We start from the raw sequence: 14,854 nt of genomic DNA, 5'->3' as shown, positions 1-14,854 counted from the left end.
ATCACCCGCGCCGCACTCGTCCTCACCCACGCCGAACACGGCAAATTTCACTGAGAAAACCTCAATACACGAAAAACCGTGCCGAACAACCACAGACACCAACCGTTTGCAATCGTGATTCCAGCAGAATACACGGGAGATCGACAGTCAACGACGAACAACCACTGAGACGGAACCTTAATCAGCGGGTTCGGGGTTCGAGTCCCTGGCGGCGCACTCGCGGACGGGCGGATCATGCTTGCGGAGAGCGCGAGCCATGGTTCGCTCGTTGTGTTTTGTGGGGGCGAAGCCCCCACACCCCCTACCCGGGGGCACGCTCTCGGACCCCCTCTCCGCTCGCCTTCTCCAGTTCCGGGCACCACAACCTCGGTCTCGGACTTCTCACCTGTCACCTTGGGGCAGGCTCCAGTCACCGTCGACCAGGAGCCGGTGGAGTGCGCGGGCGTCTCCCATGCACTTCGATCGGTCAAGTTGGACCAGCGATCGTGCTGTTCTGGCATGACGTGCCCATGGTGGTAGTCCCGGGGCTGGTTCGGGCAGCGCGTAGCGTGTTGGAGGAGTGGGACGATCTCCCCCTGCCACTCCACGCCATCAAGACCCGCCTGTTCGACGGCAACGCGCCGGCCTCAGGCGTTGCTGGGCCGGACGTGATTCGCCAGGTCCTTCCTGGACGTCCTCCGCGCGCTTATCGTGCAGTTGCTCGCATTTCTTCGATCCCGTTGCACCGTCCGTTGTGACCCAGATCCCGATGCTGGGCTGGATAGGGCATCTGCCGTGGGCACGTCGCGGGTGCACAGCCGAATGCTGGGAGTCGACGCGCGCGTTCTGGTTCTGTCGGTGATGTCTCCGGTCATTCGGTTGGGACGTTACGGGACCGGCATCTGTTGGCGGGCGGTTGATTTTTTCGTGCCCAGAAGGTGGCCAGGGCAGAACCAGAGATGTTGTGCCACACGGAGAACAACGCTCCTGGTAGTGCCGCCAGCGGGGCGAAGTGCACGGTGGCCAGGCTCGCGGCGAGGCCGGAGTTCTGCATGCCGACCTCGATGCTGATCGCGCGCCTCGCTGTCTCGTCCAGACCCGCGGTTAACCCGGCCAGATAGCCCAGCAACAGCCCGACGGTGTTGTGCAGTATCACCGCCGTCACCAGCAGCAGACCGCTGGTCATCACGACATCCGCGTTCACCGCAACGACGGCTGCGACCACCAACACGATCCCGGTGACCGAGACCAGCGGAAGGTAGGGCAGGACTCGGTCGACCAGAGTGCCGGCCAGCGTGCGGATCAGCACACCGGCAACGATCGGCACCAGCACCACCGACAGGATGGAACGCAACAACGCCAGGGCATCCACCGGCAGGGTCGATCCGCCCAACCACAACACCAGCAATGGGGTGAGCAGCGGCGCGAGCAGGGTGGAGACCGAGGTCAGCGTGACCGAGAGCGCAACATCACCCCGAGCGAGGTAGACGATCACGTTGGAGGCGGTGCCACCCGGGGCCGAACCGACGAGGATCAGGCCCACCAGCAGCAACGGCGGCAAGCCCAGCAGGGTTCCGATGCCCCAAGCCGCCAGCGGCATCACGAGGTACTGGGCGAATAATCCGAGCAGCACAACCAGCGGTCGCCGCAACACCAGCAGGAAATCCGCGGGCCGCAACGTCAGGCCCATGCCGAACATGATGACGCCCAGCAGCAGCGGAACCTGCCCGGACAGCGCACCCGCCTGAGCGGGGACCAACAGTCCAGCGGCCCCGCCGAGCAGCACCAGCACCGCGAACCAACGACCAGCGAACGCAGCGATCTTCTGAAGTATCGGAGCTTTCCGTGCCCTCGGCGGCACACTCTCCGGCATCTCAACCTCGGTCATTGCAGCCTTCCGGCTCGTATATCAGCTGCGCCACTCCGATCCGGCGCACGTAACGTCAGCACGGCTCTGCGGGAACGGAGGTCAGGGCGTGAAGCGCAAAGTTGAGGGGGACCCCTGTGCCAAACGGTCGTAGTGCTCGGCCACGTTGAGGCAGTCGACGAGCGTAGCGCCCTCGTTCACCTTGTTGATCACGGCGGCTTCTGTAGCTTTCACCTCGCGCGCCGCCTCCAGTACCGGTATGGCGCTTGCTGGATCGAGAACGACGATCCCCTCTTGATCGGCAATGATGACGTCCCCGGGGGAGACGACCACTCCGCCGCAACTCACGGGGACCTGGAGGTCACCGAGGCTGTTCGCGACCGCAGCCATGGGCGTCACGTGCCGGCTGAACACGGGCAGATCGCACGTGTTGACATAGCTCACGTCGCGATAGCCGCCGTCCACGATGATCCCCGCGAGCTTCCTCGCCAGAGCTGCCCGTGCGAATATCTCACCGCCGAGCGCAAGCTCCCTGCCGCCGCCATCGACCACGACCACGTCACCGGGTGCTGCTTCCTCGAGTGCTCGGATGACCGGGAACAGGTCGCCCCGACACTGGACCGTGAAGGCGGGCCCGCACAGCGAAGGGTTCTTCGACCGGCACCGGATCGCCTCGGACATGACACGGGTCTTCTTGTCGGCATCACAGACCGCGGGCGTGTCTACCTCTCGGACGTGCTTACGGACCATCTCGAAATCAACCACGTGTCAACCATCCTCGGCTAGGAACTCGGTTCTGTTCTGTTGCAGGTAGTTACGGTGGGTCATTGCACGTCGTGCACGTCGAGTCTTCGCAGTCCCCGGTCCCCTTCGGCCGGAGCGGGTACGACCGGGGGACGCATCGGTTCCGGGGTCGAACGCAAGCAGTCTCGCAGCCTCTCCTTGCTCGCTTTGAGCAAGTCCGAGAGCTCGGTTCGCAGCGCCAGCGGATAGGCGGCCAGGATCGAGGCGCGGCGATCGGTGGCGAGCGGCGTGAGTAGCATCTGATCGGCGTAGATGGCGCCTTGGCCGAGCAGGAAGTCCTGGCCGACGTCCTCGTACGGGGCCGCGGAAAGACTCATCTCGATCGTCTGACGGCTGCTGATCGCCTCGTACGAGTAACTTTTCTCGAAGGGGATCGAGTTCGCCAGCAGCGCGGACGCTATCGATGCGGGAGCTTGCTGCAGACCCGGAAAGTCCCGCGCCGACCGGAGTGCCCGTGCCACCACGTCGTTGTCGACCGCGTAGGAGACACGTTGGTGCGTGACCAGAACCAGCCATACCTGCTCGGCGACCGAGTTGCGGCCGTAGGCTGCGAACTCGCGTCGAAACAGCTGCAGGGCGTTTCGCTCAAAGGTGCTCTCGAGTGATACGAGTGCGTGCCGTACCTGCTCACCCAGCCAAGAATAAGCAGCCCGGAACATACTGGACACACGTTCATGCACGTTGTCCGGGAACCTCGGCCCCAGGGACTTCGGCACCGTGATGTGGACGATCTTGTAGCGACCAACCGCGTCGTCGAGCAGCACGTCCGCATGCGAGTAGTGTCGCGTGGAGTCGAGATCGGGGCAGCGCGCGTCCTGAACAGCAACGTGAAGTGCCCACTCACGCTGTAGATCAGGACGGACCTTTGTGATCAGCACATGTTCCCCGACCCGGATGGAGTTTCCGAGCAGGCGGACGACCTCCCCGGGGTTGTCCTGTTTGATCAACGCCAGCAGGACTTGCTCACAAAAGTCTGCGATGGTGCTCTCAACCGCATTGATCTGGAAGGGGAGGAACTCCGCCTCGAGGGTTCCCAGGGAACCGTCGAGTGAATGGAGGAGCCTGCGTTGGAGCTGTGGAACCGAGAGCACGTGGGCCCCCGCCCTGCCCAGAGACGCCCTTCCTGCGGCTTCGCCGTTCTTCAGCGCTATCGCCCCGGGTAGCTCGACCGGCTGGTTCCGCTGGCTGGGCATGGACCACACCGGGGACCTGCCCGCCGTTTCGAGCAGCGGATCGCCCCTGAGCACCTGCTCGTGGACGCGCCTGAGGTCCCGGCCCGGTTCGATGCCGAGTTCCTCGACCAGAAGTTGCCTCGCGTCCTGGAAGACCTTGAGGGCCTCGGCCTGTCGGCCCGAGCGGTACAGCGCCATCATGAGGAGACCACGAAGCCGCTCACGCAGTGGATGATCGATGACCAGCCCGGCGAGTTCGGCCGCCACCTCGGTATCGCGACCGAGCCCGAGCATCACCTCGGCGCGCTGTTCGGTCGCGGCCAGCCGCATCTCGTCCAGGCGGTTTCGTTCGGCTTCGGCGAAAGGACCCGGGACGCCACCAAACGCGATGCCTTGCCACAGGCCCAGCGCCGCGTCGAACGATTCGAGTGCCCGCACCAGATCGCCGGCATCGTGTTGCCGGTGGGCCTGCCGGACCCGTTGCTTGAACACGTCGACATCCAGCTGGTCGGTCCCCAAACGCAGTACATATCCCGCTGTGCTGGAGACCAGCAGCTGGCCCGGTGCACGGCGGGCACGATGTGGTTCCAGTATCTGCCGGAGACCAGCCACATAGGTGTGCACCCCGTTCTCGGCCGTGGCTGGGCGCTCCTCACCCCAAACGCCGTCGATGAGCTCGTCCCGGGTCACCACCTGGTTCGCCCTGGCCGCCAGGATGCCAAGCACCGCACGCTGCCGCGGCGGACCCAGCGGCAACTCCTGTTCACCTCGCCAAGCATATGGTGGCCCGAGCAACTTGACATATAACAAGCCCTCCCCGGCCTGCACTATGTGCTCTCCCCCTCCACCAAGGACGCAACCAACCACCGGGCCCCAAAGACCGCTCACGGACGGCCAGACTGGCCAGCGGCAAGCTACACCCAGAAGACATCCAGACGCCATACAGAAGATCCGTAGTTCGCCGCGTCAAGCTTGGTAATCGTGATGCGACACACGCCCCATCTAGCCCTTTCGGAGCAACGAGGGTGGATCTAGTGGTGCGGTGCGTAGTAGGCAACTCGCGTGCGACCGGACCAACGGGAGTTGATGTCGTCCTGTTCCCGTCCCCGCTGTCTCGCGAGTCATCAACCGGATATGACGGCCGCAGAACCCACTCTCGGGAGCATGTCGCCCACCGTTGTCGCTGGCCCGGTCACGTCATCTTTGGGGGTATGACGTGACCGGGTTCGGCGCGTAGTTCCCCGCCACCAAATCTGGTCCGGTTGTACGGGTGTGCAGTGCCAGCACGAGAAGACGTGGTCACGTAGGGATTCGGCCTGCTCGGATGGCGGAGCCGTGCCGCCCAGCGGGTGGTCGTCGCGTTCACCGTCGCTCTTTTGGCACGACGGAATCTTCGGGCCCACTCACGACACGCGACCACTCCTCCGGTGTCAGCGGTGGTTCGTCCAGCGGTGGCTGGCCAGGGCCCCGTAGCGCAGCGAGCGCAACCTTGGGGTTGGCGAACGCGGTGACCGGTCGCGACAAGGAAAAAACATCAAAGACGATCTCTGCCACGTCCGGCTCACTCGTCGCCGTCTTCATCACCCGGTCTATGTAGCGCTGTTGCAGCCGGGCCCATTGGGACGGCCGTCGCTCAAGCGCCCCGGGGAACCACATGTCCTGCCCGCAGGCAAGGTTCCAGGCATCGTCGGTGGCCCGGCCGATCACGCGTTGGATCCGGTGCGCCGCGTTCGCACCCAGCCCATCATGGCTGAGTCCCGCGTTCAGCACGAGGGCGGCACGCGCTGCGACGGTCATGCCCTGTCCGTAAACCGGGTTGAATGCTGCGAGCGCATCGCCCATCACCACGAGGTTTGCCGGCCACCGGGGCAACCGGTCGAAGCGATACCTCCGATTGACCGTGCTGCGGGAACTCCGAACTGGGCCCAGTGGTTCGGCATGCTCGATCAGATCCGCCACGATCGGATGCCGCACCGCCGTCCGCGCGAAGCGGGCAAAGCCATCCTCGGTGGTGGGTGGCTCCGCCCCACGGGTCCCGCCCAAGGTCACCATCCACCGCCCATGTTCAATCGGCGCGAGTGTCACCGCGCGCCCTGGCTCCCCCGATGAGGGGTCCGCCATCACGTTCACCACGGGGAAGCTCGTGGCCGCACCAGGTGGGGCTCGAAAGACACGGGTGACGTAGGCCAGGCCCGGATCCAGCACGTCCTCGCGTGCCTTCGGATACCCCAACCTGTCGAGCCAGGCACCGGCGCGCGACGCTCGCCCGGTGGCGTCCACAACGAAGTCCGCCTCCAGTTCACGCCGCTCACCCGTGGCCTCGTCGCGCACCACCACCGCATCCACTCGAGCGTTACCGCCCCGCAGTCCCTCGGCCAGACAGCCCTGCGCCACCGTGATTCGGTCCTGACGCAGGATCTCCGCCCGCAGCACGTACTCCAGCAGGTTCCGGCTGCACGTCACCAAGAACTGGTCACCGGGAAACCGGCGAAGCCATCCCTGTGACGACAACAGCACCGCCCCGGTCGACAAGGGCGCCCGGTTCGCGCCAGCCTCCCGCAACCGGTCCCAGATACTTGGAACCAACGCCTCGAACGACCGCAAGCCGCTGGACAACAGCAAATGTGTATGACATGCCTGAGGCACACCCCGCCGCGGCTGCGGGCCCGACGGCAGGCGATCCCTCTCCACCACCGTTACTGCGTCGACATGCCGGACCAAGGCCGACGCCGCCAGCAACCCGGCGACGCTCGCTCCCATGACGACCGCGTGTGTCTGCCCGCCCACCATGGCTCGCACCACCTCGCTGTGCCTGTCGATCGCATCGTGCCCAGCCCCACCACCTGCTCACTACCGCCCAACAGGCGACCAAACACAGCCAGACGGCTTCTTTATCGACGCTCACCAGGCACAACTTTCCATCCCGGCCAGGGCACAACGATCTACGACGCTCCGCGTTGAACTCACCCTGGCGTGGGCGGGAGACCCTGGTATCCGGCGCAACGGCATGGGTGGGAGTTTCGTTCGTGCCGTGGATCGGGGGACCGCGGCGAGGGCCGGTTTCGTCTCCCAGTGCCCTTCGGTACCAGTAAGCGGCGTTGACGATGGCTGCGCCGGCGACCAGAACAAAGAGTGGAATCGAGACCGCTGTCAGCATTATCCGGGTCGCTGGGAGGAAGGTTCCGAGAGCCAGAAAGGCATACGAGACAAGGCCGGCACGTCGTTCGCGAGACCGCACCGACCTGGTCAGCTGCCACCGGAGGCGACGCAGGAACAACGACTGCCGAAATGCCATCGCGACCAATTCGACTGCGCGCCCTGGGTTCACCCCTTTCCCGCGGCCGCACCGAAGGCCGGCAGCGACGTACCACAGATCGCTCGGCCGGCTTCGGACGAGGAGCGTTCTCCCAGCTCGGGCCGGGTGAGTGCGAAGACGGCGACGGCTAGACTCCGGGTGGACGGGCCGGCCGGCCGTCGAGGGAGGTCGCCATCTACTACGCCGACGACGCCATGGAGACCCGGGCGCAGGGCTGGCGCACACTCGCCTCCCTCCACGCCCGCATCGAGGACGCCCTGGAGAAGGCACTGCAGCGGGAACATGGCCTGTCCGTGGTCGAGTACACCGTCCTGGACACCCTGAGCCGGCAAGCCGGCCTGCACATGCGCATGCAGCAGCTCGCCCGCGCCGCAGCGCTCAGCCACAGCGCGACCACCCGGCTGGTCAACCGCCTGGAGACGCGCGGCCTTCTGACGCGCGACCTGTGCACCGACGACCGGCGCGGCATCTACAGCGAACTCACCCCGGCCGGGCAGAAGCTGCTCTCGGCCGCGCGGCCCACGCACGACCGCACGCTGTACGCCGCCCTCGAGGAGGCCGAGTCGCTGCCCGAGCTCGCCCCGCTCGTCCGCGCCCTGCACGCCCTGCCGACGGCCGAACGCTGACCTGGCCGGCCGGGTCCGACGGAGGCGCACCCGGTCACGTCATACCCCCAATAACATGACGTGACCGGGCCGGCGACAGTGCTGCGACCCCCACCGCGCGGGTCGGTGTGCTGCGGTTGGAGCACCACCCTTATTCGACCTTCGCCGCCTGGGACAGGGAAGCGTTGACGGTGGTCACGTTGGTCAGGACCGGGTCAGCTTGGTCAGCATGACTGGCGACCCGGTCAGCCGGTCACCATGCTGCTTCCGATTTCTCCCTGCGGCCGCGCGCCGAGTCGTCCAGGCACGGACCAGCCGCCACCGGATTCGCCCGATATTCGCACACCTCCTTGTCGCGAAGTTCTCAACGCACAGGTCAACAACGGCCGGCGTGCGAATGAGCAGTGTTACCGCTGACAACAACTGGCTGCTGAGCCTTTGCCCGTGCTAAGCATGAGGTGATCGCTTGGACACCCCTAGTCATCGTCGATCGGGAGAAGGTGATGATCAGCGACGGGTCCTCGAAACGAGGACTTCTCGGAGCTGCGTCAATCCGATGCGCAGGCCGATGACGGTGGGCAATGCCTTCCCCCGTCACGGGGACGGAACCGGAGTAACGTCGGACGTCGTTGAGAGGGGAAACGTGTCGCTGAGCGTTTACCTCAGACGGCTGTGTTGGTCGCCGGAACGCCTGGCCCGCGAGATCAACCGCGTGGCCGGTGCCGGCACCATCAGTCCGAAGGCTCCGTACGGCTGGCTGAAAGGCGCCTATCCGCGGGGCAACGTACCGGACATCGTGGCCGAGATCCTGAGCATCCAGCTCCACGAGGACGTGACGGTGAACCAGGTCTGGCCCACCAGGCGGTCCGGCCAGATCGACTCCCCCCACGGCGCTCTCGCCTCAACCACCGGTAATGAGCGGAGCAGCCGACTCGACACTGACCATCTCGACACATGGATGGACGAATCCGCGCCCAGCGAGACCGCTCCCCTTCCGGGCGCGCACCTGATCTCCGCCGCGGTGGACTGGCTCACCGAACCGCTCCCACCGCCGCGGCCCCAGCCTTCCGGTGTCGAGCTCACCTCGGAGGCGCTGGAGCTCATAGACAACCGCATCGCACAGTTACGGCATCTCGACGACACGCAGGGTGGGCCGCTGGTACTCGACTGGATCCGTCACGACCTGCGATGGGTGTCCGGGCTGCTGCGCAATTGTTCCTATGACCGCTTCCAGGCCGTCCGCCTGCACCAACACATGGCGGAACTCGCCCAGCTGGCCGGCTGGCTGGCCGCCGACCTCGGCCGGCACGGCAACGCCCAGCGGTACCTCCTGGTGGGTTTAAGGGCGGCGAGCAAGGCAGGAGACCGACAACTGGGCGCCCACATCCTGTCCTGCCTCAGCTACCAGGCCGCGTGGAACGGGCTGGGAAAGGACGCACTCCGTCTGGTTCGGCTGGCCCGCAAGGGAGTGGTGGACCCGTTGCGCGGCCGGCTCAGCGCCCTGCTGGCGACCCGGGAAGCGCGCGCCCACGCCAACCTGATGGATGTCGCCGCGTTCCAGCGGGCCGCGGCCGAGGCGGCCGAGTCCTACGCGTCGGCGGGCTCCGTCGTCGATCCCTCGTGGGCCTCCTGGGTGGTTCCGGCGGTACTCGCCGCCGACGAGGGCCGATCCTGGCTCGACATGGGCCAACCCCAGCGCGCCGAGCCCGAGTTGGTCCGGGGGCTCACGCTGTTCGGGGACGAGCAGCCCCGCAATCGCCTGCTGCACACGATCTCGCTCGCGGAGGCGCGGCTGGATCTGGGTGAACTCGACGGTGCCGCCGAAGCGGTGCATGCCGCACTCGAACTCACCTCGCACCTGAGCTCGAAACGGGTACGTGATCGTCTGGCCAAGGTGCATGCCGCGCTCGCGCGGCTTGACTCCGCCTCCTCGCGCGCGGCGCGCACGAGGATCGAGGACGTCCTTGGCCCGAGGTCAGCAACTATCGACATGGGAAGACCGCATGCTTGTTGAGCGCGGCGTCCGGCTCGCCCCCTTGACCACCCTGGGAATTGGTGGCGTGGCCAAGCTGCTGGTGGATGTGACGGACAGCGCCGAGTTCCGCGACGTTGTCGCGCTGGTCCGGGACGTGGGCATCGCTCCGGTGTGTCTCGGGCACGGCAGCAACGTGCTGGTCAACGACGGCGGCTGCCCGAATCCGGTGCTGCGCCTGTCGAACCAGGGCGTCACCTTCCGGAACCACTCCGACCCCGACCTGGTCGTCCTGGTCGTCGAGGCAGGGCATCCGTTGCAGGACCTGGTCGATCTCACGATCGCGGAGGGGTTGACCGGCCTGGAGATGATGATCGGCATTCCGGGCACCGTCGGCGCGGCCCCCATCCAGAACGTGGGTGCGTACGGCCAGGAGATCGCCGACGTTCTGGTCGGTGTCGATGTCTGGGACTGGGTGCAGCGGCGCGAACTCCGGCTCACGAGAGCCGACTGCGGTTTCGGGCACCGGACCAGTCGTTTCAAGAGATCCCGGCGGTGGACGCTGCTGCGGGTCGAACTGGTGCTCCGGCGCTCGGTGTTGAGCGCACCGGTGCGGTACCGGCAGGTGGCCGAAGAGCTGGACGTTCCCCTGGGCACCCAGGTGGCGCTGGACGAGGCAGCCGTGGCGGTGCGCGCCGTGCGGTCCCGCAAGGGCATGATCCTCGACCCCACCAGCCCGGACAATCGCTCGGTGGGCAGTGTTTTCCTCAGCCCCGCAGTGGATCGGGAAGCCGCCGACCGGCTTCGTCGGCAGGGCGCACCGGTCCACGACTTCTCGGACGGGAGCACCAGGGTCAGTGCGAGCTGGCTCATCAAGGAGGCTGGGCTCCGGCGGGGTCAGCGGCTCGCCACAGGTGTCCGCATCTCCCGCCAGCACTACACGCTCGTGGCCGAGGACGGGGCGAGCGCCGCAAACTTCGCCCTGGCCACGCGGGACGTGGTCCGGCGGGTGCGAGCGGCTACCGGGGTCGTACTGACTCCGGAGATCGATCCTCTTCCCGAGCCGGAACCGGAGTGGCCTGGCTGAGGTGTGGAACAGGTCGTGTGTCGAGCCGTTCACCCCGGTGTGACGGCTGCTTGGAGTGCTGGAATTCGTGAGGGGTTGTAATCACAGGTGACGACGACACGGGTCGGCCGCACCCGGTGGGCGATCGGCAGCCTGATCGGCATCGGCATCATCGTCAACTTTGCTGACCGCACGGCGCTTTCCGTTACGGCGAAACAGATCGCCGACGAGTACGGGCTGAGCATGGGTCAGCTGGGCATCGTACTCTCCGCGTTCACCTGGTCGTACTGCCTCATGCAGCTCCCGGCCGGTGTGCTCGCGGACATGATCGGCGTCAAGTGGCTCAACCGCGTCGGCACCGTCCTCTGGACGGTTGCCAGCGCACTGACGGCGATCGCCAGCGGACTCGGGCTGATCATGATCGCCCGGATCATCCTCGGGATCGGCGAGGGCCCGGCGATGGTCGGCGCCGCCAAGGCCACCTCGTCGTGGTTCCCGTTACAGGAACGAGGACGTGCCACCGCACTTTTCGAGGCGGCGACGAAGTTGTCCAACGTTCTCGCCCTACCGACCCTTGCCGCAGTCACGTCGCTGTGGGGCTGGCGCGCGGCGTTCGTCTTCTCCGCGGTGCTCAGCCTGCTGTTCGCGATTGCCTGGTGGGTGCTTTACCGGGAGCCGGGCGAGCACCCTCGGTTGTCCGCTGCCGAGCTGACCTACATCAGGCAAGGGGGTGCGCAGCCCTCCCGCTCCGCTGCGGTTGGACGTCGGGTATCGGCACGGACGGCTCTCCGCTCGCGGAAGGTGTGGGCCCTCGTACTTGGGTTCGCCTGCTACGGATATGTCATCAACCTGCTGGTGGCGTGGGTGCCAGCCTATCTGGAGACCCGGTATCACGTGTCGCCGCTGCGGAGCGGGCTCTACGCCACGATCCCGTGGATCGCCGCCACGATCGCCGACTTCGCCATCGGGGGCTGGCTGGTGGATCGACTCATCCGCTCCGGTCGCGATCCCAGCGCGGTCCGTCGCGTGACATTGGGGGCGGGTCTTCTCCTCGGGCTCGCGGTAGCGCTGATCAACGTCTCCGACGACCCCATGGCCGCGGTTGTCTGGATGACCGTGGCGATCACCGGTCTCAGTGTTGCCGCACCCGTGGCGTGGAGCCTTCCGGGCATTGTCGCCCCGGCAGGAACCGTGGGGCTGGTCAGCGGGCTGATGAACTTCTTCAACACCGCGGTCAGCCTCGTCGCCGTGGTTCTCACCGGGTTCGTCGTCGACCTGACCGGAACCTTCTCCGGAGCCTTCCTGCTCGCCTCCGCCGTGCTGCTCATCGGCTTCGTCATGTACTTTCCCGTCCTGGGACGCATCGAGCAGGTCCGATTCCAGGTCCGACCCGAGGGAGATTCCGCGCTTTTTACTGATGAACCGAACCGACAGACCGGCGTGCCCACGCAAGCCGAGATGGTGGGAAGGACCGAGGACCGGTAACACACTCACCCGCCGCGGTGGCCGGCACCGGTCCCAGCCATTGCTCAGCTCAGGGCAGGTCGGTTCGGCGTGCCCTGAGTGCTTCCCGAGCTATGGGCAGGATGCCCGGGAAGTCGTCCGCGTACCGCTGCGCCTTCCAGCGTTGCCAGTACGGCCCACCGTTGTAGCGGGCCGCCAGCTCGCGCCGTTGCTCGACGGTCATGTGGTCGGGCTCCGTGTGCGCGAAGTCCGTGGACTGCTTCAACTCGGCGAGGTGCCGAGCAGCGACGAAGATGCTCTGCCTCGGATCCTTCAGCGCCGCGATGATCTCCTTACGCTGGCGTACTGACAGGTGCGCCGGTTCGTAACCAAGCGTCACAGCCGCCCGACGCACCTGGATGGCCATCGGACCGAACGATGTCCGGTCCGGTCCCCCACGCAGGGGTCCGGGGCGCATCAGTTCCGGCAGGATCCGACGCAGCCAGTCGGCGACGTCGTCCAGGAACTTCGGCTTGTTTCCGACCTCTTTGAAGGCGATTCCGGCGAGGAGGTCAGCCGGCAGGCCGTGCCCTTGAGCCGCCGCCGTGATGGCCGCCTGGTTGTCTCTGATCCATCGCTGCCGAAACTCGTCTTTGCCCTCCCCCACGCCGATCGCCCACCGAGCGAGATCCAGCAAGCTCCAGCTGACGATGCCGCCCGGGAGGCGCGCAGCCCGTTCTCGCATGTCGCGCAGGATGGCCGAGACCGAGCTGGTCACTACGCCCCTTTCGATCGCGTGCCCGACCGCTCCTGCATTGTGCCGGAACGTGCTCTCACCGGTTCGGGCCGGCTCCTGACCGAAGGGATGGTCGGGAGCCGGCCCGGCAGGTGGTCAGATGCGGAAGGCGGGGAGTCCGGCGGGCTGGTAGGGCCGGATCGCCGCCTCTGCGGGAAGGGGGTTACCGGTGACGCGCTCGGCGGCGCCGGGCTTGCGGGTCGTGTCCGGCGTCGGGATCGGCTCGCCGGCGCAGGAGTCGCTGAACGTGGTGCCCTCCCGGAAGTAGGTCACTCCCTTGGCGGCGCACGGAAGGTCCATCAGCGAGCCGTGCACGTCGTCCTCGATCGTCAACAGCGAACCACCCACCGTGCGCTGCATTGACAACGCCCAGGGCAGCGGCGTGACCGACTCGTAGGTGTGGCCGACGAGCTGCAGCGAGCTGTTGTCCTGCTTCAGTTGCCAGGGCTGGGCGGGCAGCGGCCAACCCGGGCAGTAACCGGCAAAGGACGAGCTGCCACCGGCGGCCGGGTAACGGCGTTTCCGGTCCTGCTTCTTCTTCCAGATGACCTCGAAGTCGCGACTGCTGGTCGACTCGTTGCAGATCACGGCACGGTTCTGGAACTCGCTGAACATCTCGAACTGCTCGTCGAAACCGAACTTGGGGTCCCTGCCGGCCTTGGCGACCGCCTCGGCGGCCCGGGCCTCGACGCTGCGGGCGAAGCCCGGAATTCCACCGTCCCGGATGGTGACGAGGTCCTTGGCCCAGTTGGCCCAGTAGGAGCGTGGAGCGAGCAGGAGCCTGGTGACCGTGTCACCGTCGATGGTGATCCTCGACTGGCCCGAGCCGATCGACCGCGGCGTGCTGGCGAGTTGGTCCCGCAGCTCGAACAGTGCCTTGCGCACCGCGGGCTGGGTGCGCCCGAAGTGATAGACGCTGTCGTAGCGGGCGATCCAGGAGGCGAAGTCGTTGAACCGGTTCTCGGAGGCGGCCTCGGTGTCCTCGTCGATAGCCTCCAGGTCGAACTTCGCCGGCATCACCGAGTCGAGCAGCATCCGGTCCAGGTTCGCACCGAACAGGCTGCGGTAGGTGGCGCCGAGCGCGGTTCCCCAGGAGATTCCGAAGTAGCTGATCTTCTTCTCCCCCAGCGCGGCCCGGATACTGTCCACGTCCCGGGCGATGGACGCGGTCGTGAGCTGCCGGGTGAAGTCGAGGTCCGTCTCCGCGCAGCGCTTGAAGTAGCGGGCCTGCTGGTCCGAGTAGAACTTCGCCTTCTGTTTCTCGGTGAACGACGAGGGTGCCTCCTCGTAGTCCCCGGGCTGCCTGCGGCAGGTGAGCTTGTCGCTGTAGCCGACGCCGCGCGGGTCGAATCCCACGATGTCGTACTCGTCGGCCACATCCTTGAGCTCGCTCTGGGCAACTGCCATCGGCAACCCGATACCGCTACCCCCGGGGCCGCCGGGGTTCACCACGATCGCGCCCCGGCGCTTCGCCGGGTTGGCGGTCTTCAGCCTGCTCACCGCGATCTCGATCTTTCGGCCATCGGGCTGGGAGTAGTCCAGCGGAACGCTCAGCATCGCGCATTCGGCCTTGGTGTCACCGTTGGTGAACAATGCCCAGTCCTTGGCCACCTTCGCGCAGGACTCCCAGGAAAACGTTCCTGTCGGCGCTGGGCTCGCCGTGGCGGCGGGGGCGAACAGGACCGTTCCGGCCAGCGGAACCACCGCCGCGACGACTGTCGCCGCGGCTCGGGTCACCGACCTCGTTCCCACCCTTGTCACATGCACCTCCGGCTCGGTCTGTCACTCCGTGACCAGGCTGGTGGAAAGGAATTACCTGCCGCATCGGTCACGC

Annotated in this window: 10 protein-coding genes; 4 read left to right on the top strand and 6 right to left on the bottom strand. The window is 66.5% G+C overall.

From position 1 onward, the window contains the following. Window positions 1–850 precede the first annotated feature (850 nt). The 4 genes from IEY55_RS27890 to IEY55_RS27875 form a co-directional block, all read right to left on the bottom strand. Window positions 851–1,867 (bottom strand): bile acid:sodium symporter family protein, encoded by a 1,017-nt coding sequence (locus IEY55_RS27890; protein WP_229686827.1) that lies wholly within the window; start codon window positions 1,865–1,867, stop codon window positions 851–853. An 81-nt stretch (window positions 1,868–1,948) separates the two neighbouring features. Continuing rightward, window positions 1,949–2,611, bottom strand: a complete 663-nt coding sequence (locus tag IEY55_RS27885) for an RraA family protein (protein WP_229686826.1) — start codon at window positions 2,609–2,611, stop codon at window positions 1,949–1,951. A gap of 59 nt (window positions 2,612–2,670) precedes the next feature. After that, window positions 2,671–4,578 carry an AfsR/SARP family transcriptional regulator gene (locus tag IEY55_RS27880; RefSeq protein ID WP_189061543.1) on the bottom strand — a complete coding sequence of 636 codons (1,908 nt, stop codon included), beginning with the start codon at window positions 4,576–4,578 and terminating at the stop codon, window positions 2,671–2,673. 606 nt (window positions 4,579–5,184) lie between these two features. Then, entirely contained in the window at window positions 5,185–6,612 is a 1,428-nt protein-coding gene (locus tag IEY55_RS27875; protein ID WP_189061542.1) for an FAD-dependent oxidoreductase, read from the bottom strand. 699 nt (window positions 6,613–7,311) lie between these two features. On the opposite strand from IEY55_RS27875, the gene IEY55_RS27870 reads away from it, so the two are divergent. The 4 genes from IEY55_RS27870 (at window position 7,312) to IEY55_RS27855 (ending at window position 12,266) form a co-directional block, all read left to right on the top strand. Continuing rightward, complete coding sequence (locus tag IEY55_RS27870; RefSeq protein ID WP_189061551.1) at window positions 7,312–7,764, top strand: MarR family winged helix-turn-helix transcriptional regulator; 453 nt, start codon at window positions 7,312–7,314, stop codon at window positions 7,762–7,764. Window positions 7,765–8,386: 622 nt separating this feature from the next. Continuing rightward, entirely contained in the window at window positions 8,387–9,757 is a 1,371-nt protein-coding gene (locus IEY55_RS27865; RefSeq protein WP_189061541.1) for an NsdA family TPR-like regulatory protein, read from the top strand. Continuing rightward, the gene (locus IEY55_RS27860) at window positions 9,747–10,802 is read left to right on the top strand and encodes a UDP-N-acetylmuramate dehydrogenase (protein ID WP_189061540.1); all 1,056 of its coding nucleotides are present in this window, start codon (window positions 9,747–9,749) and stop codon (window positions 10,800–10,802) included. The genes IEY55_RS27865 and IEY55_RS27860 overlap by 11 nt, the downstream gene beginning before the upstream one ends. An 87-nt stretch (window positions 10,803–10,889) precedes the next feature. Next, on the top strand, window positions 10,890–12,266 hold the full coding sequence (locus tag IEY55_RS27855) for an MFS transporter (protein WP_189061539.1): 1,377 nt from the start codon (window positions 10,890–10,892) through the stop codon (window positions 12,264–12,266). A gap of 49 nt (window positions 12,267–12,315) precedes the next feature. Here IEY55_RS27855 and IEY55_RS27850 read toward each other — a convergent pair whose 3' ends face one another. Continuing rightward, complete coding sequence (locus IEY55_RS27850; protein ID WP_189061538.1) at window positions 12,316–13,002, bottom strand: hypothetical protein; 687 nt, start codon at window positions 13,000–13,002, stop codon at window positions 12,316–12,318. Between the two features lie 114 nt (window positions 13,003–13,116). Further along, entirely contained in the window at window positions 13,117–14,757 is a 1,641-nt protein-coding gene (locus IEY55_RS27845; RefSeq protein WP_189061537.1) for an alpha/beta fold hydrolase, read from the bottom strand. Between the last annotated feature and the right edge of the window lie 97 nt (window positions 14,758–14,854).

Origin of the sequence: Longimycelium tulufanense (assembly GCF_014645795.1) — a bacterium.
In the GTDB taxonomy this organism is placed as follows: Bacteria; Actinomycetota; Actinomycetes; order Mycobacteriales; family Pseudonocardiaceae; genus Longimycelium; species Longimycelium tulufanense.
This window is presented reverse-complemented; position numbering and strand designations above follow the sequence as displayed.